Here is a 26,900-nt window from a genome sequence, read left to right on the forward strand (position 1 = left end):
CTCGGCACATGACCACTTTCGCCAGCGGCACCGACACCCTCACCCGCGACGCGCTCACCGTTCTCCAGCCGGGCTTCACCGGCACCACCGCCCCCGACTGGCTGCTGCGCAGGCTCGGCGAGGGCCTGGCGTCCGTCGGGCTCTTCGGCCGCAACATCGCCTCCCCCGAGCAGTTGGCCGCCCTCACCGCACGGCTGCGCGAGGAGCGCGGGGACGTGCTGGTCGCCATCGACGAGGAGGGCGGCGACGTCACCCGCCTCGAAGTGCGCGGCGGCTCCTCCTTCCCCGGCAACCACGCGCTCGGCGCCGTCGACGACACCACCCTGACGAGGAACGCCGCCTTCGCGCTCGGCAGGCGCCTCGCGAGCTGCGGCGTCAACCTCAACTGGGCGCCCTCCGCGGACGTGAACGCCAACCCCGACAACCCGGTCATCGGGGTCCGCTCCTTCGGCGCGGACCCCGCCCTGGTCGCCCGGCACACCGCCGCCTATGTCGAGGGCATGCAGCGCGCCGGGGTCGCCGCCTGCACCAAGCACTTCCCCGGGCACGGCGACACCGCCGTCGACTCGCACCTGTCGCTGCCCCGTATCGACGTCGACAGGGCGACGCTCGACGAGCGCGACCTCGTGCCGTTCCGCGCCGCCGTCGCCGCCGGTACGAAGGCCGTGATGAGCGCCCATCTGCTGGTGCCCGCGCTCGACCCCGAGCGCCCCGCCACCCTCTCCCGGCGCATCCTCACCGGGCTGCTGCGCGAGGAGCTGGGCCACACCGGGCTGATCGTCACGGACGGCATGGAGATGCAGGCCATCACGGCCCGCTACGGCATCGAGCGCGGCAGCGTCCTCGCCGTCGCCGCGGGCGCCGACGCCATCTGCGTGGGCGGCGGCCTCGCGGACGACGCGACGGTACGGCAACTGCGCGACGCGCTCGTCGGCGCCGTACGGGCGGGCGAGCTGCCCGAGGAGCGCCTCGCGGACGCCGCGGCCCGGGTGCGCGAGCTGGCCCGCTGGACCACCGAGGCCGCGGCCGCCGCGGACGGCGCGGGCGACCCCGACATCGGGCTCGACGCGGCGCGCCTCGCGGTCCGTGTCACCAGGGGCGAGGGCGCCGCCCCGCTGACCGAGCCGCCGTTCGTCGCGCTGCTCACCCCCGGCGCCAACATCGCGGTGGGCGACGAGACCCCCTGGGGCGTCTCCGTGGAGCTGGAGCGGCTGCTGCCCGGCACCGCGAGCGCCAAGTTCTCCGGCCGGGACGCCGGTGCGGAGGTGCTGCGCGCCGCGGGGGAGCGCAGGATCGTCGCGGTGGTACGGGACGCGCACCGGCACGCCTGGATGGCCGACGCGCTCGCCGCCCTCATCGCCGCGCGCCCCGACACCGCGGTCGTGGAGATGGGCGTCCCCGGCTCCGCCCCCCGCGGCTCCCTCTACGTCACCACACACGGCGCGGCCCGCGTCTGCGGGATCGCGGCGGCGGAGGCGCTGACGGGGGGCCTCGGGGGCGGCGCAGCCGCGTAGCCGCAGGGTGGGCCGCTGCGGGGCCCTCGCCGGTGCGCTCCCGGGAGGGGGGCGCCCCGGCCGGGCGCCGGGGGGCTTGCACGGGGCGCGTGGAGTGGGGGGCTTGCGCGGGGAAGCGTGGAGCGGGAGCTTGCGCGGCGTGCGCCGCCGGAGGCTCCTGTGGGGCCGCGCGGGGGCGGCGGGGCCGCCCCCGTACCCCCTCACCTCCCGTGGGCGGTCTGCTAAATTGGTCTAGTCCACGCGTCTCCGTCGTTTTCCTCTCGGTCTCCCTTCACCTCCGCCCGATGGGCTGCGGTGAGCCGCCCCCCGTGGCGCGGGACCCGGCAGGGGGAGTGGAATGGAACCGGGCGACACGACACGCAACGAGCTGGGAGGCCCCGTATGCCCGCCACACCTGCCGCTTCGGACAGCGAGCAGCCAGGCGTCATCATGTCCCGCGAGATGGGCGAACAGCCCGAGGCGCTGCGGCGGCTGCTCGACCGGGGGGCGGCGCCCATCAGGGAGACCGCCCGCCTGATCGCCGAGCGCGGGCCCCGCTTCGTGCTGCTCACCGCCCGCGGCACGTCCGACAACGCCGCCCTCTACGCGAAGTACCTGCTGGAGATCAGGCTCGGCCTGCCCTGCGGCCTCGCCTCCATGTCCACCACCACCGCGTACGGGGCGGAGCCCGATCTGCGGGACGTGCTGATGATCACCGTCAGCCAGTCGGGCGGCTCGCCCGACCTGGTCGCCGCCACCCGCTCGGCCCGCGCCGCCGGGGCGATCACGCTCGCGGTCACCAACAACCCCGACTCGCCGCTCGCCGCCGTCTCCGAGCACCACATCGACATCATGGCGGGCCGTGAGCGCGCCCTGCCCGCCACGAAGACGTACACCGCCTCGCTGCTCGCGCTCTACCTCTTCGTCGAGGGCCTGCGCGGCGGCGACGGCACGGAGGCGAGGCCGCTGCCCGAGCTGGCCGCGCAGCTCCTCGACCGGCAGGCCGAGGTGCGCGCGCTCGCCTCCCGCTACCGGTTCGCCGAGCGCATGGTCATCACCTCGCGCGGGTACGGCTACCCGACCGCGAAGGAGGCCGCGCTGAAGCTGATGGAGACCAGCTACATCCCGGCGCTCTCCTACTCGGGCGCCGACCTGCTGCACGGGCCGCTGGCGATGGTCGACAACATCTCCCCTGTCATCGCCGTGGTCACCGACGGGCGCGGCGGCGAAGCGCTCCAGCCGGTGCTCGACCGGCTCCGCGGCCGGGGCGCCGACCTCGTCGTCTTCGGTCCGAAGGAGCAGGTCGACGGCGCCTCGGGCGGCTTCGTGCTGCCGACCGCCGGGGTCCCCGAGGAGCTTCAGCCCATCCTGGAGATCATCCCGCTGCAACTGCTGGCGTACGAGGTCACCATCGCCCGCGGCCAGGACCCGGACGCCCCCCGGGCGCTGGCGAAGGTGACCGAGACCCGCTGAGGAGGTCCGGGGGACGCGGTGACACGCCCCCCGGGAACGAGCATGAAAGAACCGGGCGAACCGAGTGGAGCGGGCGGAACGGGCGGACCGCCGCGTAGCGACCTGCGGCCCGACTGCGCCGCATGCCAGGGCCTCTGCTGTGTCACGCTGCCCTTCGCCGCCTCCGCCGCTTTCGCCGTCGACAAACCCGCCGGGCGGCCCTGCGGCCACCTCCGCGACGACTTCCGCTGCGGCATCCACGACCGGCTGCGTCCCAGCGGCTACCCCGGCTGCACGGTCTTCGACTGCCACGGCGCGGGCCAGAAGGTCTCCCGGCACACCTTCGGCGGCAGCGACTGGCGCGACGACCCCGCCGTGCTGCGCGCGATGACCGAGGTGTTCCCCGTCGTACGGCAGCTCCACGAACTGCTGCTTTACCTCACCGAGGCGCTGACCCTGCCCAGGGCCGTGGCACTGCGCCCCCGGCTGCGCGCCGCGCTCGAACACACCGAGGCGCTGACCCTCGCTGCCCCCGAGGAACTGCTCGCGCTCGACCTGCCCGCCCACCGGGCCGAGGTGAACACCCTGCTGCGGCGCGCCGCCGACCGGCAGCGCGCCGCCGTGCCCGGCCGCCGCCGCGACCACCGCGGCGCCGACCTGCTGGGCGCCCGGCTACGCGGCGCCGACCTGCGCGGCGCGAGCCTGCGCGGGGCGCTGCTCGTCGCCGCCGATCTCAGTGGCGCCGACCTGTCCTCGGCCGACCTCACCGGCGCCGACCTGCGCGACGCCCGCCTGCACGGCGCCCGGCTCGACACGGCGCTCTTCCTCACCGGCACCCAGCTCACCGCCGCGCTCGGCGACGCCGCCACCCGGCTGCCCGCGGGATTCGCACGGCCCGCCCACTGGGACCCGCGCCCCGGCCGGAAATCGGCGGACCAACCCGCCACCGCGCATGGACATGACTGAATGGTCTAGTCCACAATGGGGCATGGGCCTCCGCTCCTCCCGCACAGAGGGGCGGACCGGGGACCGGCGCTCTCTGCCCTGACCGCACCGGCTCCCGCGCCCCGCGGCCGCCGGGCACCGCACACCCATGGCCGCGGGAGTCCTCCGGCCCCCAGGGCCGGAGCGGCAGCTCCGGGCTGCGGTGCCGGCCGGGCCGAGGGTCCCGACCAGGCGCCGCGGCCCGCGGGTGGCGCCGGGGGTACGCTCGGGCGGTGCCCTCCATGAACGACCTCGTACGCCAGCACACCGCGCTCTCCGGACCCGACCTGGAGTGGCTGCACCTGCTGGTCTCGGAGTGGCAGTTGCTCTCCGACCTCTCCTTCGCCGACCTCGTGCTGTGGGTGCCCACCCGGGACGGCACCCGGTATGTCTCGGTCGCGCAGATGCGGCCCAACACGGGCCCGACCTCGTACCACGACGACATGGTCGGCCATCTCGTGCCGCGCGGGCGGCGCCCGATGCTCGACGTCGCGCTCGACGAGGGCCGCATCGTGCGCGAGGGCGACCCCGAGTGGCGCGAGGAGGTCCCGGTGCGCATCGAGTCGATCCCGGTGCGCCGCGAGAGCAGGGTGCTCGGCGTCATCGCCCGCAACACCAACCTGCTCACCGTGCGCACCCCCTCCCGGCTCGAACTCACGTACTTGCAGAGCGCGTCCGACCTGGCGCAGATGATCGCCGCGGGCTCGTTCCCCTTCCCGGACCAGCAGACCGACATGGACGCGTCACCGCGGGTCGGCGACGGACTCATCAGGCTCGACGCGGAGGGCGTCGTCCAGTACGCGTCGCCGAACGCGCTCTCCGCCTACCACCGCCTCGGCCTCGCCGCCGATCTGCTCGGCCATCACCTCGGCACCACCACGGCCAGGCTCGCCCCCGACCGCGGCCCCGTCGACGAGGCGCTGTCGAAGCTCGCCAGCGGCTGGGCGCCGCGCGAGTTCGAGGTGGAGGGCGGCGACGGGGTGATCCAGGTACGGGCCATCCCGCTGAAGCCCAAGGGCCCCCGCATCGGCTCGCTCGTACTGCTGCGCGACGTGACCGAACTCCGGCGCCGCGAGCGGGAACTGATGACCAAGGACGCCACCATCCGGGAGATCCACCACCGGGTGAAGAACAACCTCCAGACGGTGGCCGCGCTGCTCCGCCTCCAGGCCCGGCGCATTGGGGTGCAGGAGGGGCGCGCGGCGCTCGAAGAGGCGGTGCGCCGGGTCGGTTCCATCGCGATCGTGCACGAGACCCTGTCCCAGAACCTGGACGAGCGGGTCGAGTTCGACGAGATCGCCGACCGGGTGCTCGCGATGGTCGCGGAGATAGCGTCGGGCAAGGTGAGCGGGCGGCGCACGGGGCGCTTCGGCATCCTGGACGCGGCCGTCGCGACCCCGCTCGCCATGGTCCTCACGGAGGTGCTCCAGAACGCCCTGGAACACGGCTTCGCCCCCGGCGAGCAGGGCGCCGTGGAGGTCTCGGCGGTGCGCGGCGGCAGCCGCAAGGACGCCAGGCTGCTGGTCACGGTCCAGGACGACGGCGTCGGGCTGCCCCCGGACTTCGACCCGCGGCGCGCGGGCAACCTCGGCCTCCAGATCGTACGGACGCTGGTGGAGGGGGAGTTGGGCGGCGTCTTCACCATGCTGCCGGCCCCCGAGGGCGGCACCCGGGTGGTGCTCGACATCCCGGTGCGCTCCGAGAAGCAGGGCTGACGCCGGGCGCCCCCCGGCCGACACCGGGCTCTTCGGGGGAGAAACACCGAACCCCGGGCCGATCGGGCCCGGGGTTCGCCGCGTGTGTGCTTGTCTGCACCGACTTCTGGTTACTGCTGTCCTTCGCGTACGTGGGTACTGCGCGCTGCTGCTCGGGGCGGGGGTGCGAACTCGCTGTTCACGAGTTGTGCCATGGGGGGCACATGCGCCGCCGGGCTGAGGCTCGTACGGGGCGTGGGCGTCAGGCGCTGGCCTGACGCGCCCGATTGCGGGCGGCGCGGCGCTTCATCGCGCGGCGCTCGTCCTCGCTGAGGCCACCCCAGACGCCGGAGTCCTGGCCGGACTCAAGCGCCCACTGCAGGCACTGCTCGACAACGGGGCAGCGACGGCAGACGGCCTTGGCTTCCTCGATCTGCAGCAGCGCGGGACCGGTGTTGCCGATGGGGAAGAACAACTCGGGGTCTTCCTCGCGGCAAACGGCGTTGTGACGCCAGTCCATGGCTGCTACCTCTCTTGGTCATACATGCGGAGTGCTTGTGAATGTGAACGCTTTCACGAATCCCTCGACAAGGGAAGGGCCGACAACCGGGCGACCGGCAGTGGTCCTGGAGTGGAGAGGGATCGGACACTTCGTGGGGCCTGATGTTTCGGCCGTCCCGAGCGCCATGTAGAGATTCGCAAACCTCGGCTCGGGATACAACCCCTTCCGGAAAGTTTTTTTTGATTCCTCGGTGTCGACTAGGTCACAGCCGTAATTCCATGGGGTGGAGGCTGCGCTAAACGTTCGAGTGAAAGGACTTTAGGCCCTTCCACTCACACAATCACACGCAGTGCACGCCGTACGCCTGTGAACGTCACGCTCGTACGCACTCCCAGGTGGTCTCCGTCCATCTGGAGGGGGAGTGGCACCTTGGAATGCAAGGTGAAGCCGCTCAGATCGTGAAGTGAGACGGTGTGCTTCCCCCGTGGCCCGCGCACCGGCGACGAGGACAGCAGTTGAGTGCCGTAACGGGCCACCGCGGGCGCCGAGAGCCGGGTGAATCCGAGCACGTCCAGACCCTTGTCGAAAGACGCCCCGGGAGACGCGTACAGCGGCCGGTTTCCCAGATATGTCCATGGTGCGGTGTTGCAGACTATGGACACCACGAGGTCGTGCACGGCCGGTGCGCCCTCCCGCGCCAGCGTGATCGTGCCGTGTCTGCGGTGCGGTTCGCCGAGGTACTGGCGCAGCACCTGGCGGACGTAGAGCGCGTGGGTGGAGCGTTTGCCGCGCTCCCGCTCCCGCTCCACTCTCCCGATCACCCCGGCGTCGAAGCCGAGTCCGGCGTTGAAGGTGAACCAGCGGGCCGGCACGCCCTCGTCGGGGGTGCCGGGAGTGCCCTCGGCGCGCCCGAGTCCGATCGTGCGCTGGGAGCCGCGGCGCAGCGCGTCCAGCAGGGCGCCGGTCGCCTCCACGGCGTCGTTGGGCAGCCCCAGGGCGCGCGCGAAGACGTTGGTGGAGCCGCCGGGGACGACCGCGAGGCCCGGCAGCCGCTCGGGGTCGGGACCCTCGTGCAGCAGGCCGTTGGCGACCTCGTTGACCGTGCCGTCACCGCCGAGCGCCACGACCAGGTCGATGTCCTTGCCCTCCGCGGCCTGCCGCCCCAGGTCACGGGCGTGCCCGCGGTACTCGGTGGTGACGGCGTCGAGTTTCATCTCGCTCGCCAGCGCGTGGATCAGAACGTCCCGGGTACGCGCACTCGTCGTCGTTGCTGCCGGATTGACCACGAGGAGAGCGCGCATGCGCAGCAGCGTACCCACCGCCGCGCGCCTCACTCACACCCAGGTTCTGCGGCCCCGGGGCCGGGGCTACCCTGCTGGGGTGAGCGCCGAGCAGACCGAAGAGCCCCAGACCGCCGCGTCCGAGCCGCGCCCTGGGCGGCTGACGCTGGCCGCGGGCCTCGCGGCCCTGGAGGGCACCGCCGTCTTCGCGGCCGGCTGCTATCTGCTCGTACGGGGCCTGGGCGGCGGCTCGGGCGACCGGCAGGGCTCCGTCACCACCGGCGTCACCCTGCTGGTGCTCGCCGCGCTCCCGCTTTTCGCGGCGCTCGGGCTGCTGCGGCTGCGGCGCTGGAGCCGGGGGCCCGCGGTGATCACCCAGGTGCTGGCGCTGCCGGTGGCCTACAACCTGCTCCAGGCCGACAGCGGGCTCATCCCGGTGGGGATCGTGGTCGCCGTCGTCGCGGTGGCCGCCTTGGTGCTGCTGCTCAACCCGGCCACCGCGCGGGCCCTGGGCATCCGCCGCCCCGGCGACTCCGCCTGAGGGCCGGGGGGCGACGCCCGGGGGCGCGGGCGCGCGGGTGCGGCGCCCTACTCCTCCACGAGCAGCTTCTCGCGCAACTGCGCGAGCGTGCGGGCGAGCAGCCGGGAGACGTGCATCTGCGAGATGCCGACCTCCTGGGCGATCTGCGACTGCGTCATGTTCGCGAAGAAGCGCAGCAGCAGGATGCGCTTCTCGCGCGGCGGCAGATCCTCCAGCAGCGGCTTCAGTGACTCCCGGTACTCGACCCCTTCGAGCGCCTCGTCCTCCGCGCCGAGGGTGTCCGCGACCGCGGGCGACTCGTCGTCCGTGTCGGGGACGTCGAGCGACAGCGTCGAGTACGCGTTCGCCGACTCAAGGCCCTCAAGGACCTCCTCCTCCGAGATGGCGAGCTTCTGCGCCAGCTCGTGCACCGTGGGGGAGCGGCCGTGCAACTGGGACAGCTCCGCCGTCGCCGTCGTCAGCGAGAGACGCAGCTCCTGGAGGCGCCGCGGCACCCGCACCGCCCAGCCCTTGTCCCTGAAGTGCCGCTTGATCTCCCCGACCACCGTCGGTGTGGCGTACGTGGAGAACTCCACGCCGCGCTCCGGGTCGAAGCGGTCCACGGACTTGATCAGGCCGATGGTGGCGACCTGGGTGAGGTCGTCGAGCGGCTCGCCGCGGTTGCGGAAGCGCCTGGCCAGGTGCTCCACCAGCGGCAGGTGCATACGCACCAGGCGGTTGCGCAGCTCCGCGTACTCCGGGCTGCCCGCGGGCAGCGAGCGCAGCTCCACGAAGAGCGCGCGGGCACCGCCGCGGTCCGGCGCCTCGTGCCCGGCGGGCCCCGTGCCGTGCGCCGCGGGCTGCTCGGCGGCCGCCGTGTCCGCGCCCGCGGCCTTGCTGTGCCCGGCCCTGTCCCGGTCCTGCGCTCCCGCGCCGCCGCCCTGTGCCCGGCGGTGCTGCGGGTCGGCCGTCCCCGGCAGGGGCCCTTCCTCGCCCTCTCGCCCGATGTCCTGCCCGTGCTCGCTCATCCGTCCCGCCCTCCCCCAGCCGCCCTGAGGTGCCCCGAGACCGCCGCCCCGTCCTGCCGGTGCGCCGCGCTCGTCCTCACCGCTCCGCTCCGCTCCCGGTGCGCCCTCGGCCTGATTCCGCCCGGCATCCTCCGGGTGCGGTCTGGCCTGCTGCTCCGGTACACCGGCCGGGGCCCCCGTGGTCTCGGTCTCGTCCGTGCCCTGCCCGTGGCGTCCCGCGGCGCCGCCGCCCCTGAGGCTGCGGATGCCCTTGCCGCGGCCCTCGTCACGCGCCGGGCCTTCCCCGTTCGTCACGTCGGCCCGGGTCCCGCGCCGCGCTGTTTGTAGAGGCTGATGGAGACGGTCTTGTCCTCGGCGACCGAGGAGTCGACCTTGCCCGCCAGGGCGGAGAGCACCGTCCACGCGAAGGTGTCGCGCTCCGGGGCGCGGCCGTCGGTGGTCGGGGCCGAGACCGTCACCTCCAGGGAGTCGTCCACCAGCCGGAAGACGCAGCTCAACACGGACCCGGGGACGGCCTGCTGCAACAGGATCGCGCAGCCCTCGTCCACGGCGATGCGCAGATCCTCGATCTCGTCGAGGGTGAAGTCCAAACGCGCCGCGAGTCCGGCCGTGGCCGTCCGCAGCACCGACAGGTAGGCACCCGCAGCGGGCAGCCGGACTTCGACGAAGTCCTGGACCCCGGGCTCGCCTGCGATCTCGGACACCCTCACCTCCAAGGTGGTACACGTTTCCCGCGGGGTGCCCGAAGGCGCCCCGGGCGACGCGGTGGATGGTTCTGCGGTGACGCTATCGCGCGCGTGAGTTCCGCGTGATCGCGACCCCGCCCAGCCTTGTCACTCATAGTAAACACTTGAGTACGCTCCGTGGCTAGGGGGTCGCCGATATCAATTGCGAACACCATGCGCCGGGTTGACGTACCCATACGCCGGTCCTCCGAACCGTCCCCGCCCATGTCGGAGCCGTTGCCACACGTGGGAGAGCCGTCTCAGACAAGCACGTTGTCGACATAGCACCATCGCCAGTTCTCGCCCGGTTCGAACGAGCGCACCACCGGGTGCCCCGACTCGGTGAAGTGCGCGCTCGCGTGCTTCAGTGGCGAGGAGTCGCAGCAGCCGACGTAACCGCAGGCAAGACAGAGCCTGAGCTGCACGTACTGGGTGCCCGCCGCCTCGCATTCGAGGCATGTACCGCTCAGCGGCTCCGGCTCCCCGGCCGGCGCGGCGGCGAGGTGTGAGCACTCCTTCATCGGGGCCTCCCTGGGTCGGCTGACACGGTCGCGGCACACGTCGCGGCGACGGCGCCGGGCCGGCCCCGCCCGCGAGCGCGCCCGGCACGGACGGTGCCGACGCTGGCCAGGTTACGATGCCTGACCAGCGACCGCCGCGCCGAGCGCGCGTCCCCCGGGACCACCGTCCCGCGCACCCGCGGAAGGAGACGCCGCAGCCATGGACGCCCTGCCCCTGCTGCTGCTCGTGGCCTGCGGCGCCGCCATCGCCGGGGCCGCGCAGCGCACCCACGTCCCCGCGCCGCTGCTGCTCGTCACCGTCGGGCTCGCCGTCTCCTACCTGCCCGGCGTCCCGCACTACACCCTCGACCCCCATGTGGTGCTGCCGCTGCTGCTGCCCCCGCTGCTGTACACCGCCGCCACCGACAGCTCTTACCTCGGGCTGCGCGCGCACGCGCGCCCCATCGCGCTGCTCTCCGTCGGCTACGTGCTCTTCGCGACGTTCGCGGTGGGCTGGGTCGCGTATCTGCTCGTGCCCGACCTGCCCCTGACCGCGGCGCTGGTGCTCGGCGCCGTGGTGGCGCCCCCCGACGCCGTCGCGGCCACCGCGGTCGCCCGCAGGGTGGGGCTGCCCGCCAAGATCACCACGATCCTCCAGGGCGAGTCACTGGTGAACGACGCCACCGCCATCACCGCCTACAAGGTGGCGCTCGCCGCCGTCGTCGGGGAGGGCGCGGGGTGGGCCGACGGCTTCGGCGAGTTCCTGCTCGCCGCCTTCGGCGGGGTCGGCGTCGGCCTCGTGCTGATGGTGCCGCTGCACTGGCTGCGCACCCACCTCACCGAGGCGCTGCTCCAGAACACCCTGTCGCTGCTCATCCCCTTCGTCGCCTACGGCGTCGCCGAGCAGTTGGGCGCCTCCGGGGTGCTCGCCGTGGTCGTCGTGGCGCTCTACCTGGGCCACCGCGCCTGGCAGGTCGACTTCGCCACCCGCCTCCAGGAGGACGCGGTGTGGCGGATGGTGGCGTTCCTGCTGGAGACCGCCGTCTTCGCGCTCATCGGGCTCCAACTGCCCGTCGTGCTCGAAGGGCTCGGGCCCTACGGGGTGGGCGAGGCGCTCGGGTACGCGGTGGGGGTGTTCGTCGTGGTCGTCGCGGCGCGCTTCGTGTGGGTGTACCCGGCGACGTTCCTGCCGCGCGCGTTCTCCCGCAGGATCAGGGAGCGGGAGCCCGACCCGACCTGGAAGGGGCCGCTGGTCATCGGCTGGGCGGGGATGCGCGGTGTGGTGTCGCTCGCGATCGCCTTCTCCATCCCGCTCACCCTGCACGACGGCGCCGACTTCCCCGCGCGCAACCTGGTGCTGTTCCTGACGTTCACCACCGTCATCGGCACCCTCGTCCTCCAGGGCCTCACCCTGCCCGCGCTGATCAGGTGGCTGAAGCTGCCGCCGCGCGACGAGCGGGAGATGACGCTCGCCGAGGCCCAGGCGCAGGCCCAGGCGTCGACCGCGGCGGAGGAGCGCCTGGCGCAGCTACTCGACGACGAGCGCAACACCCTGCCTGAGCCCCTGGCCGACCGGCTGCGCACCGTCCTCGAACGCCGCCGCAACGCCGTGTGGGAGCGCCTCGGCTCGGTCAACCCGTCCACCGGCGAGAGCGCCGACGACACCTACCGCCGCCTGGCCCGCACGATGATCGAGACCGAGCGCTCGGTCTTCGTGCGCCTGCGCGACGCCCGTTACATCGACGACGAGATGCTGCGTACCCTGCTGCGCCGCCTCGACCTGGAGGAGGCGGCGGCCTACCGCGAGGCGGACGACCCGGGCCACCGCTGACCGGGCCCTGCCCGCGCCCCCGGGCGGGCGCGCGGGCAGGCACGCGTGCGCCTTACTCGCGCGGCCCCGTGCGGTCAGTGCAGGAACGAGTCGCCGTTCGCCGCGATGTGGCTCTCCAGCGCGGAGAGGGCCCGCTGGGTCTCCTCAGGAGTGCCGTTGCCGCGCCGCTCCGCGTAGTAGGCGGCGCCCAGCTTCTTCAGCAGGTCGTTGCCCGCGCGCTGGGCCTGCACCTCGTCGAGGCGCTGCTTGCCCTGGTTGATGCCGCGCTGCGCCTGTTCCCGCGCGCGGTCGAGAAAGCCTGCCATGACGGTTCTCCTGTCGGAAGACGGGTGCGTGGGGCGCCGCCCTGGGTGGCACCGCCGTCAGTACAACCTTCGCACACGGGACACCCACGGCGAGCCCGGCGGCGGTGCGCTGTTCCCGGTTCCGGGCCTGTTCCCGGCACGTTCTCCGGCCCCGGGCCGCGATGGGGGACGCCGCCCGCGGCCGTACGCCGCCGCCTGCCTGCAACATGCGTGCCCATGTGCCCCGTACCCCACCGTTCATTCCCCCTCATTCGTGTAATGGCGTCGCCACGCACCGTGCTGGAAGGCTGAGCGGTGCAGTCACTGCAAGATCGGGAGGGCAATTCCAATGTCGGTAGGCGAAGAGATCCGCACGCAGGAGCCGGGGCCCCAGCAGAGCCTCAGCACCTCGGCGGCGCGGAATCTGGCCACGACCACCAAGACCGTGCCGCAGATGCAGGAGATCAGCTCGCGCTGGCTGCTGCACATGCTGCCGTGGGTGAACGTGCAGGGCGGCACATACCGGGTCAACCGCAGGCTCAGCTTCGCCGTCGGTGACGGCCGGGTCACCTTCGTCAAGACGGGCGACCGGGTCCAGGTCGTACCGGCGGAGCTGGGCGAGCTGCCCGCCCTCCGCGACTTCGACGACCACGAGGTGCTTGCCCAGCTCGCGGAGCGCTGCCAGCAGCGCGAGTTCACCCCGGGCGACGTGGTGGCCTCCCTCGGCAGCCCCACCCGGGAGGTCCACCTCCTCGCGCACGGCAAGGTCGAGAAGGTCGGCACAGGACCCTACGGCGACGACGCGGTGCTCGGTGTCCTCGCCGACGGCGCCTACTTCGGCGAGCAGGCCCTCACCGACCCGGACGCCGTCTGGGAGTACACGGCGCGCGCCGTCACCACCTGCACCGTGCTCTCCCTGCCGCGCCGGGAGTTCGAGCAGTTGGCCGAGCGCTCGGACAGCCTCCGCGACCACCTGCGCAGCCTGGGCGCGGTGCCAGAGCAGCGGTCGAACAAGTACGGCGAGAAGGCCATCGACCTCTCCGCCGGCCATATCGGCGAGGCCGCCCTCCCCACCACCTTCGTCGACTACGAGGCCGCGCCCAGGGAGTACGAGCTGAGCGTCGCCCAGACCGTGCTGCGCGTCCACACCCGGGTCGCCGACCTCTACAACCAGCCGATGAACCAGACCGAGCAGCAGTTGCGGCTGACCGTCGAGGCGCTGAAGGAGCGCCAGGAGGACGAGCTGATCAACAACCGCCAGTTCGGCCTGCTCAACAACTGCGAGTACGACCAGCGCATCCAGCCGCACAACGGCGTGCCGAGCCCCGACGACCTGGACGAACTGCTCAGCCGCAGGCGCGGCTCCAAGCTGTTCCTCGCCCACCCGAAGGCGATCGCCGCCTTCGGCCGCGAGTGCAACAAGCGCGGGCTGGTCCCCGAGAGCATCGACATGGGCGGCAACCGCATCCCCACCTGGCGCGGGGTGCCGATCTTCCCGTGCAACAAGATCCCCGTCAGCGACACCCGCACCACCTCGATCATCTGCATGCGTACCGGCGAGAGCGAGCAGGGCGTCGTCGGGCTCCACGCGACCGGGCTGCCCGACGAGGTCGAGCCCAGCCTCTCCGTCCGCTTCATGGGCATCAGCGACCAGGCGATCATCTCCTACCTGGTGACGACCTACTACTCGGCGGCCGTCCTGGTCCCCGACGCCCTCGGCGTCCTGGAGAACGTCGAGATCGGCCGCTGGCAGTGACAACACCCTCCCGGGACGCCGTGTCCCCGTCCGACGGGGCGGTGACACGGCCCCGGCCGGGCGGCGGGGACCGCCCCGACAGCCCGGACGACGGGGACAACAGGGGCAGCGGGGGCAGGGACTGCGGCGGCGACGCCGAGGCGATCCTCCAGGCGGCGCGTGCCGCCGTCGGGCCCGCGCTGCGCGCCGCGGTCGGTTCCCTCCCGGAGGCGATGCGCCGGGTGGCGCTGCACCACTTCGGCTGGCGGGACGCCCATCCGCCCGGCGGCGGGGGCACGGGCCAGGGGCACACCGGCAAGGCCATCAGGCCCGCCCTCGTCCTCGCCGCGACCAGGGCGCTCGGCGGGCACGCGCCGGGCGCGGCACGGGCCGCCGCTGCGGTGGAGCTGACGCACAACTTCACCCTGCTCCACGACGACGTGATGGACCGTGACACCACCCGCCGCCACCGCCCCACGGCCTGGACGGTGTTCGGCACCACGGACGCGATCCTCGCGGGCGACGCGCTCCAGGCGCTCGCGCAGCGGCTGCTCGCCGAGGACCCGCACCCGGCGTCGGCCCGCGCCGCCGCCCGGCTCGCCGCCTGCGTGGTGGAGCTGTGCGAGGGACAGCAGGCGGACACCGCACTCGAAGGCCGGAGGCCGCAGGAGGTGACGCTCGACGAGTGCCTGGCCATGGCCGAGGCCAAGACCGGGGCGCTGCTCGGCTGCGCCTGCGCCGTCGGCGCGCTCTACGCGGGCGCGGGCGACGAGGAGGTGGCGGCGCTCGACGCGTTCGGGCGCGAGGCCGGTCTCGCGTTCCAGCTCATCGACGACGTCATCGGCATCTGGGGCGACCCACGGCGCACCGGCAAGCCCGCAGGGGCGGACCTGACGGCCCGCAAGAAGTCCCTGCCGGTGGTCGCCGCCCTCGCCGCGGGCACCCCGGCCGCCGCAGAACTGGCCGCGCTCTACGCCACCCCGCCCGGGGCGGGCGACCTGGAGCGCACGGTGGACGCCCTGGAGCGGGCCGGCGGGCGCGACTGGGCGCAGGTCCAGGCCGCCGACCGTATGGCGCGCGCCCTGCACCACCTGTCCGCCGCGGTCCCCCGGCCGCCCGACGCCGGGGAACTGCTCGCCCTCGCGGAGTACGTGACGCGCCGCACCGTGTGACGGCGCGTCACCCCCGATCCCTGGGCCCGGTCCACACAGCCCCCGTGGCCCGGGTCCAGGTCCGCGCCCGGGCCACGGGCGCGGGTTAGGCTGCGGCCGACGGGTGGGGCGGACGAGGGGACGTGTCATGGCCGTGGCGGTACGCAGGGCGTCGGGAGCGGACCGGGACACCGTCAGCGCGCTGCTCGACCGCGCGCTCGCCGACGACCCGGTGAGCGGCTGGATCTTCCCCGACGAGGCGCGGCGCCCGCGCCACCACCGCGCCCTGATGGGCGTGTTCTTCGACATCGCCCTCGACGGCGGCTGGATCGACGTCACCGAGGACGCGCGCGCGGCGGCGCTCTGGCTGTCGGTGCCGAGGGGCCGCGCCACCGGCGCCGCCGAGGGCCCCGCCCTGGTCAGATCCCGGGTGGACCCGGGCAACGAGCGCATCGAGACCATCGGCGCGCTGACCGGCGCCAGGCACCCGCACGACCGCGCCCATGTCTACCTCCAGATGATCGGCGTGGACGCCGCCAGCCGCGGCGCCGGTCTGGGCTCCCGCCTCATCGCCGCCGTCCTCGCCGACTGCGACCGCCGCGGCACCCCCGCCTACCTGGAGGCCAGCAGCGCCCGCAGCCGCGACCTCTACGCACGCCACGGCTTCACCCCCGCCGCCCACACCGTCGACCTGCCCGACGGCCCCCGGATGTGGCCCATGTGGCGCGAGCCGCGCCCCGCGGCCCCGCTGCTGCACCTCGCCGAGCGTGCCCACTGGGAGGCCGCCCGCACCACGGGCACCTACACCCGCTCCACCCGCGGCAGGACCCTGGCCGAGGTCGGCTTCATCCACTGCTCAAGGCCGCACCAACTGCGCCGCGTCGCGGACTTCCTCTACACCGACACGGACCCGGCCGACCTGGTGGTCCTCGTCATCGACCCGTCGGGCCTGACCGCCCCGGTCCGCGAGGAACCCCCGGAGCCGGACGCTGCGGAGACGTTCCCTCATATCTACGGCCCCCTCCCGGTGTCCGCCGTCCACGACACCGTCCCCTTCCCCGACTGGCGCCCCTGACCCCCTGACCAGTCTCCCCACACACCACCGCACCCGGCCCCCGGCACCGCCACGGGGGCGGAAACCGGGGGGCCGGGTGCGGGAAGCACGGACGCCGCGACACACAGGAGAGGCCGCGGCCCGGAAGAACCGTGAGGGCGTTACGCCTTCTTGGTCTCCCAGAAGATCTTGTCGATCTGGGCGATGTAGTCCAGCGCCTTCTGACCGGTGGCGGGGTCCGTCGAGCCCTTCGCGGTGGAGAGGGCCTTCAGGGTGTCGTTGACGAGCTGGTGCAGCTCCGGGTACTTCTCGAAGTGCGGGGGCTTGAAGTAGTCGCTCCAGAGCACCGAGACGTGGTGCTTCGCCAGTTCGGCGCGCTGCTCCTTGATGACGGTGGCGCGCGCCTGGAAGTGCGCGTCGTCGTTTCCGGCCATCTTTTCCTGGATGGCCTTGACCGACTCCGCCTCGATGCGGGCCTGGGCGGGGTCGTAGACGCCGCAGGGCAGGTCGCAGTGGGCGCTGACCTTGACCCTGGGGGCAAACAGGCGGGAGAGCATTGAGCTGTCCTTCCTCGTGATCGTCTTCTCAGGTGGGAGATTACTCCGTGCGGGAGACGTTTTCCCGAGTGCCCCGGTGGGCTTAGGACAAAAGTCCAGGGTGAAACTGGGCATGGTGAGGATGGGCGAGGGATCGGACCGGGAGGTTTGCTGATGCCGGAGACAGCGGAAGGCCAGGAGGTCCGGGCGCTGTTCGGGGTCGCGGAAGTGGAGGGGCCCTCCATGGTCCCGACGCTGTACCAGGGGGACCGGGTGCTCGTCCGTTACGGGGCCAGGGTGCGCCCCGGGCATGTCGTGGTGCTGCGCCACCCGCTCCAGCAGAACCTGCTGATCGTCAAGCGTGCCGTCGGGCTGCGCGAGGGGGGCTGGTGGGTGCTGGCCGACAATCCGGGCGCGGGCGCCGACAGCACCGTGTACGGGGCGGTGCCCGAGGACCTGGTGCTCGGCGTGGTCCTCGCCCGCTTCCGGCCGCGTACCACCCGGCCGGGTCAGCGCCCGCTCGCCGGTGCGCTCTCCTGGGCGCTGTCCGCGGTGCGGCCCGTGCTCTCCGACCGGCTCGCGCCCAGACGCTTGCGGGCCCGGTAGGCGGCCACGTTCGCCCGGGTCGCGCAGCGGTCGGAGCAGTAGCGCCGCGAGCGGTTCGTGGAGGTGTCCAGATAGGCGTTGCGGCAGGGCGTGGCCTGGCAGAGGCCGAGGCGTTCTGCGCCGTGCTCCGTGAGGTGGAACGCGAGCCCCATCGCGGCGATGGCGGCGTAGCCGGCGGTCGCGTTCGACGGGTGGTCGGCCAGGTGCATGTGCCAGCGCGGGTGGCCCTCGTCGTCCAGGAAGTCGTGCCCGGAGATCTGGGGGCTCACCGGGAACTCCAGCAGCAGTGAGTTGAGCAGGTCCACGGCGAGCGTGGCGTCCCCGGCGTCGGCGGCCTCGAACACCGTGCGCAGCCGCGCCCGTACCGAGCGGAACCGGGTCACGTCGGCGTCCGTGGCACGGCGGGCCGCCGAGTTGTTCTCGCCGAACAGCTCGCGCACCGCGGCCACCGATGTCAGCGAGTCCGTGCCGCGGTCCGGCTCCTCGCTGTTGACCAGGCGCACGGCGAAATCCGAGTAACGGTCGAGTTCCACTTGTAGTCCTTACCAGGGGCGCTTTATGGTACGTGGGCGGGTGCGAGTAATGGACGCCGTAGCTATACGGGGCTTACGGCATGGTCCGAGCGTACGACGGGTCGGAGGCGATGATGGCGGAGACGACGGCGGGAACCGACTGGGAGACGTGGCAGCGTAGCTGGGACCGGCAGCAGGAGTGGTACATGCCGGACCGTGAGGAGCGCTTCACGGTCATGCTCGACATGGTCGAGGCCCTGGTCGGCCCGGCGCCCCGGGTGCTCGACCTGGCCTGCGGCACGGGGAGCATCACGGCCAGGCTGCTGCGCCGCTTCCCCGGGGCCGCCGCCGTGGGCGTCGACCTCGACCCGGCGCTCCTGGCCATCGCGCGCGGTACGTTCGCGGACGACCCCAGGGTCTCGTTCGTACGGGCCGACCTCAAGGAGCCCGACTGGCCCGAGCGGCTGCCGCAGGGCACGTACGACGCCGTGCTCACCGCCACCGCGCTGCACTGGATGCACCGTGAGCCCCTGACGGTCCTGTACGGGCAGTTGGCGGGGCTCGTGCGCGAGGGCGGCGTCTTCATGAACGCGGACCATATGCCGGGCGAGGACACGCCGCGTGTCGACGCCGCGGAGTCCGCGTACCGGCACGCCCGGATGGACAGGGCGCGGGCGGCGGGCGTGGCGGACTGGAGCGAGTGGTGGGCCCGGGCCGCGGCGGAGCCGGCGCTCGCCGAGGCGACGGCGGAGCGGTTCGAGATCTACGGGGAGCATGCGGACGGGGAGTCGTTGCCCGAGGGGTGGCATGTGCGGGCCCTGCGGGGGGCGGGGTTCGCGGAGGCGCGGGGGGTTTGGCGGTCGCCGTCCGATGCGGTGGTACTCGGGTTGAGGTGAGGGCGGAGTGGCCTCCGTCGCCGAACGCTCGTCCTCAAACGCCGGACGGGCTTCTTCGCTGGACGCTTGTCCTCAGGCGCCGGACGGGCTTTGTTGCTGAGTGCTTGTCCTCAGGCGCCGGACGGGCTTTGTCGCTGGACGCTCGTCCTCAAACGCCGGACAGGCTTCGTCGCTCGGCGGTCGTCCTCAGACCGCCGGACCGGCCTGAGTGCCGGTCCGGGGTAGTCCCGTCAGGTGGTCATGTACGTGGTTGCCGTGAGGGCGAGGAGTAGGTACAGGGTCGGGAAAGCGATGTTGTGGAGGACGTGGGTGCGCAGGTGGGTGGCTACGGCGGTGGTGAAGAAGAGGGTCAGGCCGATGCCGGCGGCGAGGCCCGCCCAACGCCACGCGGTCAGGCCGACCACCAGCCCTGCCGCCCCGGCCAGTTTCAGGGTCGCGAGGTAAGGGAGGGCGCTTTCGGGGACGTGTACCTCGGCCGAGTTCTTCCGTACGAAGCCCGCCCCTGCGTAGTCGGCGACGGCGATGGAGGCGTTGGCCGCGATACACACGATCGTGGCGACGAGCAAGGCGGTGGTGGTCATGCCGGGCGCCTCCTCGCTATTTGTTCGTGTGTGAGGGGGAATCGGGCTTTCTGTATGCTCATCGGCGGGTGTCTCCGTTACGAGGGTTGTCGGGTGGGAGATTGGCGGTCTCGTCCGTCCCGACGTCTGCCGCCTCGGAAAGGTGACACCTGGTGGTGCCGATCACGGAGTTCGAAGCGGCGCGGCCGCGACTGACGGCGCTGGCGTTCCGGCTGCTCGGGTCCGTCCACGACGCGGAGGACGCGGTCCAGAGCACCTGGCTCAAGGCGTCCGCCGCGGACACCGACGGCCTCCGCAACCCGGCCGCGTGGCTGACGACCGTGCTCACCCGGGTCTGTCTCGACCAGCTACGCACGCGGCACCGCCGCCGCGAGGAGCCCCTGCTCGCGGACCTGCTCCCCGCCGAGACCGTCGCCGCGGACGAGCGCTACCTCCGGCGCGAGAACATCTCCCGCGCACTGATGGTCGTCCTCGGCCTGCTCACGCCCGCCCAGCGCGTCGCGTACGTCCTGCACGACCTGTTCGACGTCCCGTTCCGCGAGGTGGCGCAGGCCCTCGGCACCAGCGCGGACAGCGCCAAGAAGCACGCCAGCCGGGCACGCAGAAGCCTCGCCGGGGCCCGGCCCGCGTCGACGGCCGCCACCGTCGACCATGCCGTCGTGGAAGCCTTCCTCGACGCGGCCGCCGGGGGCGACATCGGCCGGATGGTCGCCCTGATGACCGACGACTGCGTGCGCGTCGCCGACGCCACGCTCCTCCCGCCCGGTACGCCGGAGGCGATCACCGGCGCCGATGCCGTCGCCCGCGAGACGACGCTGTTCGCCGACCGCATCCGCGTCGGCGCGCCGCTGCTCGTCGACGGCCGGCCGGTCAGCGTCATCGCCCCCGGCGGCCATCCGCTCGCGGTCATCACCGTCACCACCCGGGACCGACGCGTCGCCCGCATCGACATCAGTCGCCCCGGCGACCTCGGCGCCGCCCTGTCCGCGACGTCCTGACCCGCGGGAGAGCCCCCGGCACCCCGGGGCCCAGGGCCCGGTACACGGAAGCACACCGAGCGCTGCGCCCCCGCGAACCGGCGTTGCCCCCCCGCATGCGGTTTTCAGTACGCGGGGGATACGTACCGGCCCGTAGCTTCCTCCCCCCGAGCTACAGGACCTTGGACAGGAAGGACTTCGTCCGCTCGTGCTGTGGGGAGGTCAGTACGTCGCGTGGGGTGCCGGACTCGACGACCACGCCGCCGTCCATGAAGACGAGGGAGTCGCCCACCTCACGGGCGAAGCCCATCTCATGGGTGACGACGATCATCGTCATGCCGCTCTGGGCCAGGTCCCGCATCACATCGAGCACGTCGCCGACCAGCTCGGGGTCGAGTGCCGACGTCGGCTCGTCGAAGAGCATCAGCTTCGGGTCCATCGCCAGCGCCCGCGCGATCGCCACCCGCTGCTGCTGGCCGCCGGAGAGCTGGGAGGGGTAGCTGTCGGCCTTGTCCGCGAGGCCGACCCGTTCCAGCAGTTCCCCGGCGCGCTGCCTGGCCTCCGCCTTCGGTACGCCCTTGACCTGCGTCGGGGCCTCCATGATGTTCTCCACCGCGGTCATGTGCGGGAAGAGGTTGAACCGCTGGAACACCATGCCGATGTCGCGCCTGTTGCGTGCCACCTCGTGGTCGCGCAGCTCGTGGAGCTTGTCGCCCTGCTGCCGGTAGCCGACCAGTTCGCCGTCGACGTAGAGGCGCCCGGCGTTGATCTTCTCCAGGTGGTTGATGCAGCGCAGGAACGTCGACTTGCCGGACCCGGAGGGGCCGATCAGGCAGAACACCTCGCCCGCCGCGACCTCCAGGTCGATGCCCTGGAGCACGTGGAGGCCGCCGAACGACTTGTGGACGCCCTCGGCCCGCACCATCGGCGTGCCGCCCGCGGCGTCCCGCGGCGCCTTCCGCAGGTCCTGCTGCTTCCCGGTCATCCCAGTGCTCCCTTCGGACGGCCGAACGAGAGCAGGTTCCCCCGCACCCGCTGCCACGGGGTGGGCGGCAGCATCCGGCTCGAACCACGCGCGTAGTACCGCTCGATGTAGTACTGGCCCACGCTCAGGATCGACGTCATGATCAGGTACCAGGCCGCGGCGAGGAACAGCATCTCCACCGGCGCGCCCGAGGTCTGCCCGATGTCCTGTGCGTACCGCAGCAGTTCGTAGTACTGCACCGCCGACACCAGGGAGGTCGTCTTCAGCATGTTGATGACCTCGTTGCCCGTCGGCGGCACGATCACCCGCATCGCCTGCGGGATCACGATGCGGCGCAGGGTCTTGGCCTGGCTCATGCCCAGCGCGTGCGACGCCTCCGTCTGGCCCTCGTCCACCGACAGCAGCCCGGCCCGGCAGATCTCCGCCATGTACGCGGCCTCGTTGAGGCCGAAGCCGAGCAGCGCCGTCAGGAACGGCGTCATGAAGGAGGACCAGTAGTCCTTGTAGATCGGCCCCAGGTTGATGTACTGGAAGACCAGGCCCAGGTTGAACCAGACCATGAGCTGTACGAGCACCGGGGTGCCGCGGAAGAACCAGATGTAGAACCAGGCGATCGACGACGTCACCGGGTTGCGCGAGAGGCGCATCACCGCGAGCAGGATGCCCCCGACGACGCCGATCAGCATCGACAGCACAGTCAGCAGCAGGGTCTGGCCGACGCCCTTGAGAATGCGGTGGTCGAAGAAGTAGTCGGGCACCGCGCCCCAGTTGATCTTGCCTTGGGAGAACGCGTAGACGATCGCGACCAGGACGGCTATCGCGACCAGCGCGGCGACGTAGCGCCCGTAGTGCCGTACCGGGACGGCCCTGATCGCCTCGGGCGGTGCCGCGGTCGCGGCGGCCGGGTCGGCGCCTTCGGCGGCGCCGCCCGCCTTGTCCGCCATATCGGTGTCTTTGGACACGGAAGTTGCCTTTCAACGGGCTCGTGACGGAGTCTGCGGCCGCCGGTCCCCCCGCCGCGGGCGCCGTCCGCACGGACGGGACGCCGCGGCGGGGGACCGGCGCAGGGTCACTTGCCGCCGTTGACGGTGGCCTGCTTCACGGAGCCGGCGCCGACGCCCCACTTCTGGATGATCTTGCCGTACTCGCCGTCCTTGATGACGGCGTCGAGCGCGGCCTTGAGCGCGTCCCGCAGTTGGTCGTTGCCCTTGGCCACCGCGATGCCGTACGGCGCCGCCTGGACCTGGTCGCCGACGAGTTCGAAGTCGTTGCCGCCGCCCGCGGTCTTCACCGCGTACGCGGCGACGGGGAAGTCGGACGAGCCGGCGTCGGCGCCGCCGGAGCGCAGCCTGGTCTGGGCCTGCTGGTCGTCGTCGAACGCCTCGATGGAGAGCTTCTTGCCCGCCGGGCACTTCTTCGCCTGGTCCTTGGCGAGGTCGTGCGAGACGGTGCCGCGCTGGACGACGATCTTCTTGCCGCACAGGTCGGGCCAGTCGGTGATGCCCTGGGTCTTGCCCTTGGGCGTGTAGATGGAGACACCCGCGTTGAAGTAGTCGATGAAGTCGACGCCCTCGCCGACCTTCTTGCCGGTGTCGGGGTCGATGCCCTGCTGGCGCTCCTTGGTGTCGGTCATCGCGGACATCGCGATGTCGTACCGCTTGGAGCGGAGACCGGTGATGAGGGTGTCGAAGGTGCCGTTCTCGAAATCGAACCGCACCCCGAGCTTCTTGCCGAGTGCCGCGGCGAGGTCGGGGTCGATGCCCGCGGTCGCGCCGGACTTGTCCTTGAACTCGACGGGCGCGTACGCGATGTCGGAGCCGACCTTGATGACACCGGCGCTGCGGATCTCTCCCGGCAGCTTGTCCGCGAGGGAGGAGGAGCCGGCCGCGCTCTTGCTCTTGCCGCCGTCGGAGCTGTCGCCCTTGTCCTTCGTCTGGTCACCGCAACCGGCAAGCAGCAGGGTGCCTGCGACCGCGATGGTGCCCACTGCGGCGAACCGCGACCTCGCGAGGCGTCCGTGGGTGCTGGACGCCGCGGCACCGGCGCGGGTCGTGCGACGGGTGGAGCGTGCGGTCATGGTGGTGTTCCTCCGGCGGGGTGAGGGAGTTGCCGTGAGCGGGGCGGGCGGCACACACCTGCGGATGTCGGGCCCCTGTGTGATTAGGGCATCTTGCCATCCGGACAAGACCGTGCAGGGGCGCCCCCATGTCAAAATCGGATAACAGGTGACCCGCTGAAGCGGGACAGGACGGTCGTTCGGGGCCGGATCATCTGCGGGCCCCGTCCCTCGCTACCGCAGAATCTTCGGCCACAAACGGATCGACGCCTTCCGATTTCGCTGGCCCCGTGGAGCGTGAAGGTCCGGTCCGGTTCATGTGCCGGCCATGACTTGCCCATCAGTTGGCCATGGCTTGTTCAGGTTTCGTCCCCCAACTGTGATTTGGCGGCGACCCATGTGAAATCTTCGCCATATTCGGCTATGAGACACGTCACCGATCGCTGCCGGACTCGTCCACGACACCGTGCGTCCGGTAAGAAGGTGCCTCACACCCCTCATCCGGGGCTCAGGGCGCGCGTGCGGCGCGCCCGTCGCGTGACGCGCAGGCGGTTCACCGACCAGAACCGGCCGAGCGCGTACGCGGTGCCCGCCCGCTCCTCAATCAGGAGCGGTCACCCTCCATCACGCAGACCTAAGGGGTACGACACAGTGGCAGCGGAGATCGTCAATCCTCGCAGCGACACGGAGAGCGACGGCGCCACGGCGCAGCGGACACCCCCGGCGCAGGGCGTCGGCGCGGGGACCGCGACGGACGGCGACGAGCCGCTCCACCCGGCGTTCGCCCTGCACCGCGGCGGCAAGCTCGCGGTGCGGGCCACGGTCCCGGTCAACGACAGGGACGACCTGTCGCTCGCGTACACGCCCGGGGTCGCCGCGGTGTGCAGCGCCATCGCGGAGAAGCCCGCGCTCGTCCACGACTACACCTGGAAGTCCGGGGTCGTCGCCGTCGTCACGGACGGCACCGCGGTCCTCGGACTCGGTGACATCGGGCCCGAGGCGTCGCTGCCCGTCATGGAGGGCAAGGCGATCCTCTTCAAGCAGTTCGGCGGCGTGGACGCGGTGCCGATCGCCCTCGACACCACGGACACCGACGAGATCGTCGACACCGTGGCCAGGCTCGCGCCCTCGTTCGGCGGGATCAACCTGGAGGACATCGCGGCGCCGCGCTGCTTCGAGATCGAGCGCAGGCTCCAGGAGCGCCTCGACATCCCGGTCTTCCACGACGACCAGCACGGCACCGCCGTGGTCACGCTCGCCGCGCTGCGCAACGCGGCCCGGCTGACCGGCCGCTCCCTCGCCGACCTGCGCGCCGTGATCTCCGGCGCCGGTGCGGCCGGTGTCGCCATCGCCAAGTTCCTGCTCGAAGCGGGCGTCGGCGACGTCTCGGTGACCGACCGCAAGGGCGTCGTCAGCGAGGACCGCGACGACCTGACCCCGGTCAAGCGGGAGCTGGCGAGGATCACCAACAGGGCCGGGCTCAGCGGCAGCCTGGAGGCGGCGCTCGCCGGAGCCGACGTCTTCATCGGCGTCTCCGGCGGTACGGTGCCGGAGCCCGCGGTGGCGTCGATGGCGGACGGCGCGTACGTCTTCGCGATGGCCAACCCGGACCCCGAGGTCCACCCCGACATCGCGCACCGCTATGCCTCCGTGGTGGCGACCGGGCGCTCCGACTTCCCGAACCAGATCAACAACGTGCTCGCCTTCCCCGGCATCTTCGCGGGCGCGCTGCGGGTGCGGGCCTCCCGGATCACCGAGGCGATGAAGATCGCGGCGGCGGAGGCGCTGGCGGGGGTGGTCGGCGACGATCTCAAGCCTGACTACGTCATTCCGTCGCCGTTCGATGAGCGGGTGGCGCCTGCGGTGACGGAGGCGGTGGCGGTGGCTGCGCGTGCGGAGGGGGTGGCTCGCGCCTGAGTCCTGTCCTTCGGGGCGTGGATTCTGGGTGCGGGTGGGAGGGGGCTGGCGTCCTGGGCTGCGTGCCCACCCGCCCACCCGATCACGGTGGTCCGGAGCACCGAGGGGGGCGCGGCCCCCTCGCACCTCTGAAACCCGTCCCGGGCCTGTCTGGAACCCCTCACAGGCAGGTCTGAAATCAAGCCTGCGCCCGTCTGAAACCCAGCCCGGGCTTGTCTGAAGACCTGTCCCGGTCTCGCTGAAAGCAGGTCCGGGACTGTGGGGAGCCGGGTGTAGCCCGGTGCGGAGGCGTCGGGTGTCGTCCCGGGGCCCCGTCGCCGTGGAGCAGACGGGGGCCCGTGGAGCGCCTAGGGTCGGCTCATGTTCGCTGCATACGCCGCCCGTACCGATTCGACCGATCCTCTCAGCGCGCTGGAGGTGGGCGAGCGGCCCGCCCCTGGGCCGCGTGACGGGTGGACGACCGTCACGGTCAAGGCCGCCTCGCTCAACCACCACGACATCTGGTCGCTGCGCGGGGTCGGACTCCCCGACGCGCGGCTCCCGATGATCCTCGGCTGTGACGCCGCGGGCGTGGACGAGGACGGCAACGAGGTCGTCCTCCACTCCGTCATCGGCCAGTCGGGCCACGGCGTCGGCCCCGACGAGCCCCGCTCCATCCTCACCGAGCGCTACCAGGGCACCTTCGCCGAACGGGTCACCGTGCCCACCTGGAACCTGCTCCCGAAGCCCGCAGGGCTGTCCTTCGAGGAGGCGGCCTGTCTGCCCACTGCCTGGCTGACCGCGTACCGCATGCTCTTCACCAACGCGGGCGTGCGCCCCGGCGACTCGGTGCTCGTCCAGGGCGCGGGCGGCGGGGTCGCCACCGCCGCGATCGTGCTGGGCAGCGCCGCCGGTCTGCGGGTCTACGCCACCAGCAGGGACGAGGCGAAGCGCAGGCGCGCCGTGGAACTCGGCGCCGTGGAGGCGCTGGAGAGCGGCGCGCGGCTGCCGCACCGGGTGGACGCCGTGATCGAGACCGTCGGCGCGGCCACCTGGTCGCACTCCCTGAAGTCGCTGCGGCCCGGCGGCACCCTCGTCATCTGCGGCGCGACCTCGGGCGACAGCCCCGCGCGCGGCGAGCTGAACCGGATCTTCTTCCTCGAACTCAAGGTGGTCGGCTCCACCATGGGCGCCAAGGACGAGCTGGAGGACCTGCTCGCCTTCTGCGCCGCCAAGGGCGTACGCCCCGTCATCGACCGCACGCTGCCGCTCGACCGGGCCCGCGAGGGCTTCGAACTGATGGAGCGCGGCGACCAGTTCGGCAAGATCGTGCTCACTGTCTGACCGCCAGGACCGCCAGGACCGCCCGACCAGCGGCCCCGGATGCCGTCACCCGGGGCCGCCGACGAGCAACTGACGGGTGTGCGGGCGGTCCTGCCGACCGCTCTCGCCCTCGACGGGCGCGCTCTCACCGCCGCCCCCCGGCGGGCACGGTGCCCCCTCGTCCGACGGGGGCCGCCCGCCGGTCCGGGGCCTGGCGCGGGGGTCGGCGGCGGGCGGTGCCGCGCGCCGCACCCGGGGGCCCAGTACGGAAAGTCTCCATGTCGCCCAGTACACGTCGC

At 72.5% G+C, this 26,900-nt stretch carries 26 protein-coding genes; 14 read left to right on the forward strand and 12 right to left on the reverse strand.

Annotation, left to right across the window (positions count from 1 at the left end; genetic code table 11):
* Nucleotides 1-8: 8 nt before the first annotated feature.
* The 4 genes from ACIBIW_RS13965 to ACIBIW_RS13980 all read left to right on the forward strand — a co-directional run bounded on the left by ACIBIW_RS13965 (nt 9) and on the right by ACIBIW_RS13980 (nt 5,644).
* Nucleotides 9-1,514 carry a glycoside hydrolase family 3 protein gene (locus ACIBIW_RS13965; protein ID WP_399335531.1) on the forward strand — a complete coding sequence of 502 codons (1,506 nt, stop codon included), beginning with the start codon at nt 9-11 and terminating at the stop codon, nt 1,512-1,514.
* A gap of 381 nt (nt 1,515-1,895) precedes the next feature.
* Complete coding sequence (locus ACIBIW_RS13970; protein WP_399335533.1) at nt 1,896-2,966, forward strand: SIS domain-containing protein; 1,071 nt, start codon at nt 1,896-1,898, stop codon at nt 2,964-2,966.
* A 42-nt stretch (nt 2,967-3,008) separates the two neighbouring features.
* Nucleotides 3,009-3,911 (forward strand): pentapeptide repeat-containing protein, encoded by a 903-nt coding sequence (locus ACIBIW_RS13975; protein WP_399335535.1) that lies wholly within the window; start codon nt 3,009-3,011, stop codon nt 3,909-3,911.
* 260 nt (nt 3,912-4,171) lie between these two features.
* A complete protein-coding gene (locus ACIBIW_RS13980) occupies nt 4,172-5,644 on the forward strand; it encodes a sensor histidine kinase (RefSeq protein WP_399335855.1) in 1,473 nt (490 codons plus the stop codon).
* Nucleotides 5,645-5,885: 241 nt separating this feature from the next.
* Here ACIBIW_RS13980 and ACIBIW_RS13985 read toward each other — a convergent pair whose 3' ends face one another.
* On the reverse strand, nt 5,886-6,143 hold the full coding sequence (locus ACIBIW_RS13985) for a WhiB family transcriptional regulator (RefSeq protein ID WP_040248489.1): 258 nt from the start codon (nt 6,141-6,143) through the stop codon (nt 5,886-5,888).
* Nucleotides 6,144-6,457: 314 nt separating this feature from the next.
* Complete coding sequence (locus ACIBIW_RS13990) at nt 6,458-7,426, reverse strand: diacylglycerol/lipid kinase family protein (protein ID WP_399335537.1); 969 nt, start codon at nt 7,424-7,426, stop codon at nt 6,458-6,460.
* Nucleotides 7,427-7,505: 79 nt separating this feature from the next.
* Between ACIBIW_RS13990 and ACIBIW_RS13995 the strand changes: the two genes are divergently transcribed.
* Complete coding sequence (locus ACIBIW_RS13995; RefSeq protein ID WP_399335540.1) at nt 7,506-7,946, forward strand: hypothetical protein; 441 nt, start codon at nt 7,506-7,508, stop codon at nt 7,944-7,946.
* Between the two features lie 47 nt (nt 7,947-7,993).
* On the opposite strand, the gene ACIBIW_RS14000 is transcribed toward ACIBIW_RS13995, so the two are convergent.
* From ACIBIW_RS14000 to ACIBIW_RS14010, 3 genes are all read right to left on the reverse strand, one after another.
* Nucleotides 7,994-9,247 (reverse strand): RNA polymerase sigma factor SigF, encoded by a 1,254-nt coding sequence (locus tag ACIBIW_RS14000; protein WP_399335542.1) that lies wholly within the window; start codon nt 9,245-9,247, stop codon nt 7,994-7,996.
* Nucleotides 9,244-9,657, reverse strand: a complete 414-nt coding sequence (locus ACIBIW_RS14005; RefSeq protein WP_399335544.1) for an anti-sigma regulatory factor — start codon at nt 9,655-9,657, stop codon at nt 9,244-9,246. Before ACIBIW_RS14005 ends, ACIBIW_RS14000 begins: the two co-directional genes overlap by 4 nt.
* Before the next feature lie 281 nt (nt 9,658-9,938).
* Nucleotides 9,939-10,199 (reverse strand): UBP-type zinc finger domain-containing protein, encoded by a 261-nt coding sequence (locus ACIBIW_RS14010; protein ID WP_399335546.1) that lies wholly within the window; start codon nt 10,197-10,199, stop codon nt 9,939-9,941.
* Between the two features lie 199 nt (nt 10,200-10,398).
* Between ACIBIW_RS14010 and ACIBIW_RS14015 the strand changes: the two genes are divergently transcribed.
* Nucleotides 10,399-12,009 carry a Na+/H+ antiporter gene (locus tag ACIBIW_RS14015; protein WP_399335548.1) on the forward strand — a complete coding sequence of 537 codons (1,611 nt, stop codon included), beginning with the start codon at nt 10,399-10,401 and terminating at the stop codon, nt 12,007-12,009.
* A gap of 74 nt (nt 12,010-12,083) precedes the next feature.
* Here the strand turns inward: ACIBIW_RS14015 and ACIBIW_RS14020 are convergent, their stop codons facing one another.
* Nucleotides 12,084-12,314 carry a hypothetical protein gene (locus ACIBIW_RS14020; RefSeq protein WP_399335550.1) on the reverse strand — a complete coding sequence of 77 codons (231 nt, stop codon included), beginning with the start codon at nt 12,312-12,314 and terminating at the stop codon, nt 12,084-12,086.
* Nucleotides 12,315-12,642: 328 nt separating this feature from the next.
* On the opposite strand from ACIBIW_RS14020, the gene ACIBIW_RS14025 reads away from it, so the two are divergent.
* From ACIBIW_RS14025 to ACIBIW_RS14035, 3 genes are all read left to right on the forward strand, one after another.
* Complete coding sequence (locus tag ACIBIW_RS14025) at nt 12,643-14,049, forward strand: family 2B encapsulin nanocompartment shell protein (protein ID WP_399335552.1); 1,407 nt, start codon at nt 12,643-12,645, stop codon at nt 14,047-14,049.
* A 41-nt stretch (nt 14,050-14,090) separates the two neighbouring features.
* Nucleotides 14,091-15,200, forward strand: coding sequence for a family 2 encapsulin nanocompartment cargo protein polyprenyl transferase (locus ACIBIW_RS14030; protein WP_399335554.1), 1,110 nt, complete (start codon nt 14,091-14,093; stop codon nt 15,198-15,200).
* Between the two features lie 127 nt (nt 15,201-15,327).
* Nucleotides 15,328-16,254 carry a GNAT family N-acetyltransferase gene (locus ACIBIW_RS14035; RefSeq protein ID WP_399335556.1) on the forward strand — a complete coding sequence of 309 codons (927 nt, stop codon included), beginning with the start codon at nt 15,328-15,330 and terminating at the stop codon, nt 16,252-16,254.
* A gap of 140 nt (nt 16,255-16,394) precedes the next feature.
* Here ACIBIW_RS14035 and sodN read toward each other — a convergent pair whose 3' ends face one another.
* Nucleotides 16,395-16,790 (reverse strand): superoxide dismutase, Ni, encoded by a 396-nt coding sequence (sodN, locus tag ACIBIW_RS14040; RefSeq protein ID WP_399335558.1) that lies wholly within the window; start codon nt 16,788-16,790, stop codon nt 16,395-16,397.
* Between the two features lie 153 nt (nt 16,791-16,943).
* On the opposite strand from sodN, the gene sodX reads away from it, so the two are divergent.
* Entirely contained in the window at nt 16,944-17,375 is a 432-nt protein-coding gene (gene sodX / locus ACIBIW_RS14045; RefSeq protein WP_399335560.1) for a nickel-type superoxide dismutase maturation protease, read from the forward strand.
* Here the strand turns inward: sodX and ACIBIW_RS14050 are convergent.
* Nucleotides 17,279-17,908, reverse strand: a complete 630-nt coding sequence (locus ACIBIW_RS14050; protein WP_399335562.1) for a CGNR zinc finger domain-containing protein — start codon at nt 17,906-17,908, stop codon at nt 17,279-17,281. The two genes, sodX and ACIBIW_RS14050, sit on opposite strands and share 97 nt — an antisense overlap.
* 113 nt (nt 17,909-18,021) lie before the next feature.
* Here ACIBIW_RS14050 and ACIBIW_RS14055 point away from each other — a divergent pair, with 113 nt between their 5' ends.
* Complete coding sequence (locus ACIBIW_RS14055; protein ID WP_399335857.1) at nt 18,022-18,783, forward strand: class I SAM-dependent methyltransferase; 762 nt, start codon at nt 18,022-18,024, stop codon at nt 18,781-18,783.
* A gap of 230 nt (nt 18,784-19,013) precedes the next feature.
* Here ACIBIW_RS14055 and ACIBIW_RS14060 read toward each other — a convergent pair whose 3' ends face one another.
* Entirely contained in the window at nt 19,014-19,364 is a 351-nt protein-coding gene (locus tag ACIBIW_RS14060; protein WP_399335564.1) for a DoxX family protein, read from the reverse strand.
* A gap of 152 nt (nt 19,365-19,516) precedes the next feature.
* On the opposite strand from ACIBIW_RS14060, the gene ACIBIW_RS14065 reads away from it, so the two are divergent.
* Nucleotides 19,517-20,362 (forward strand): sigma-70 family RNA polymerase sigma factor, encoded by an 846-nt coding sequence (locus tag ACIBIW_RS14065; RefSeq protein WP_399335566.1) that lies wholly within the window; start codon nt 19,517-19,519, stop codon nt 20,360-20,362.
* 151 nt (nt 20,363-20,513) lie between these two features.
* Here the strand turns inward: ACIBIW_RS14065 and ACIBIW_RS14070 are convergent, their stop codons facing one another.
* The 3 genes from ACIBIW_RS14070 to ACIBIW_RS14080 form a co-directional block, all read right to left on the reverse strand.
* Nucleotides 20,514-21,326 carry an amino acid ABC transporter ATP-binding protein gene (locus ACIBIW_RS14070; RefSeq protein ID WP_399335568.1) on the reverse strand — a complete coding sequence of 271 codons (813 nt, stop codon included), beginning with the start codon at nt 21,324-21,326 and terminating at the stop codon, nt 20,514-20,516.
* Nucleotides 21,323-22,270: an amino acid ABC transporter permease gene (locus ACIBIW_RS14075; protein ID WP_399335859.1), complete on the reverse strand. Its 948-nt coding sequence runs from the start codon at nt 22,268-22,270 to the stop codon at nt 21,323-21,325. The genes ACIBIW_RS14070 and ACIBIW_RS14075 overlap by 4 nt, the downstream gene beginning before the upstream one ends.
* 125 nt (nt 22,271-22,395) lie before the next feature.
* Nucleotides 22,396-23,403 carry an ABC transporter substrate-binding protein gene (locus tag ACIBIW_RS14080; protein ID WP_399335570.1) on the reverse strand — a complete coding sequence of 336 codons (1,008 nt, stop codon included), beginning with the start codon at nt 23,401-23,403 and terminating at the stop codon, nt 22,396-22,398.
* Between the two features lie 630 nt (nt 23,404-24,033).
* On the opposite strand from ACIBIW_RS14080, the gene ACIBIW_RS14085 reads away from it, so the two are divergent.
* Both ACIBIW_RS14085 and ACIBIW_RS14090 read left to right on the forward strand, forming a co-directional pair.
* The gene (locus tag ACIBIW_RS14085; protein ID WP_399335572.1) at nt 24,034-25,299 is read left to right on the forward strand and encodes an NADP-dependent malic enzyme; all 1,266 of its coding nucleotides are present in this window, start codon (nt 24,034-24,036) and stop codon (nt 25,297-25,299) included.
* 360 nt (nt 25,300-25,659) lie between these two features.
* Nucleotides 25,660-26,622: a zinc-binding dehydrogenase gene (locus tag ACIBIW_RS14090; protein ID WP_399335574.1), complete on the forward strand. Its 963-nt coding sequence runs from the start codon at nt 25,660-25,662 to the stop codon at nt 26,620-26,622.
* Nucleotides 26,623-26,900 lie beyond the last annotated feature (278 nt).

Source organism: Streptomyces sp. NPDC050560 (assembly GCF_044457285.1).
Lineage (GTDB): Bacteria > Actinomycetota > Actinomycetes > Streptomycetales > Streptomycetaceae > Streptomyces.

What these genes read in the sequence shown, in the direction of transcription:
- ACIBIW_RS13965 (WP_399335531.1), top strand. Translation starts at nt 9, where the DNA reads ATGACCACTTTCGCCAGCGGCACCGACACCCTCACCCGCGACGCGCTC.
- ACIBIW_RS13970 (WP_399335533.1), top strand. Translation starts at nt 1,896, where the DNA reads ATGCCCGCCACACCTGCCGCTTCGGACAGCGAGCAGCCAGGCGTCATC.
- ACIBIW_RS13975 (WP_399335535.1), top strand. Translation starts at nt 3,009, where the DNA reads ATGAAAGAACCGGGCGAACCGAGTGGAGCGGGCGGAACGGGCGGACCG.
- ACIBIW_RS13980 (WP_399335855.1), top strand. Translation starts at nt 4,172, where the DNA reads ATGAACGACCTCGTACGCCAGCACACCGCGCTCTCCGGACCCGACCTG.
- ACIBIW_RS13985 (WP_040248489.1), bottom strand. Translation starts at nt 6,143, where the DNA reads ATGGACTGGCGTCACAACGCCGTTTGCCGCGAGGAAGACCCCGAGTTG.
- ACIBIW_RS13990 (WP_399335537.1), bottom strand. Translation starts at nt 7,426, where the DNA reads ATGCGCGCTCTCCTCGTGGTCAATCCGGCAGCAACGACGACGAGTGCG.
- ACIBIW_RS14010 (WP_399335546.1), bottom strand. Translation starts at nt 10,199, where the DNA reads ATGAAGGAGTGCTCACACCTCGCCGCCGCGCCGGCCGGGGAGCCGGAG.
- ACIBIW_RS14015 (WP_399335548.1), top strand. Translation starts at nt 10,399, where the DNA reads ATGGACGCCCTGCCCCTGCTGCTGCTCGTGGCCTGCGGCGCCGCCATC.
- ACIBIW_RS14020 (WP_399335550.1), bottom strand. Translation starts at nt 12,314, where the DNA reads ATGGCAGGCTTTCTCGACCGCGCGCGGGAACAGGCGCAGCGCGGCATC.
- ACIBIW_RS14025 (WP_399335552.1), top strand. Translation starts at nt 12,643, where the DNA reads ATGTCGGTAGGCGAAGAGATCCGCACGCAGGAGCCGGGGCCCCAGCAG.
- ACIBIW_RS14035 (WP_399335556.1), top strand. Translation starts at nt 15,328, where the DNA reads ATGGCCGTGGCGGTACGCAGGGCGTCGGGAGCGGACCGGGACACCGTC.
- sodN (WP_399335558.1), bottom strand. Translation starts at nt 16,790, where the DNA reads ATGCTCTCCCGCCTGTTTGCCCCCAGGGTCAAGGTCAGCGCCCACTGC.
- sodX (WP_399335560.1), top strand. Translation starts at nt 16,944, where the DNA reads ATGCCGGAGACAGCGGAAGGCCAGGAGGTCCGGGCGCTGTTCGGGGTC.
- ACIBIW_RS14055 (WP_399335857.1), top strand. Translation starts at nt 18,022, where the DNA reads ATGGCGGAGACGACGGCGGGAACCGACTGGGAGACGTGGCAGCGTAGC.
- ACIBIW_RS14060 (WP_399335564.1), bottom strand. Translation starts at nt 19,364, where the DNA reads ATGACCACCACCGCCTTGCTCGTCGCCACGATCGTGTGTATCGCGGCC.
- ACIBIW_RS14070 (WP_399335568.1), bottom strand. Translation starts at nt 21,326, where the DNA reads ATGACCGGGAAGCAGCAGGACCTGCGGAAGGCGCCGCGGGACGCCGCG.
- ACIBIW_RS14075 (WP_399335859.1), bottom strand. Translation starts at nt 22,270, where the DNA reads ATGGCGGACAAGGCGGGCGGCGCCGCCGAAGGCGCCGACCCGGCCGCC.
- ACIBIW_RS14080 (WP_399335570.1), bottom strand. Translation starts at nt 23,403, where the DNA reads ATGACCGCACGCTCCACCCGTCGCACGACCCGCGCCGGTGCCGCGGCG.
- ACIBIW_RS14090 (WP_399335574.1), top strand. Translation starts at nt 25,660, where the DNA reads ATGTTCGCTGCATACGCCGCCCGTACCGATTCGACCGATCCTCTCAGC.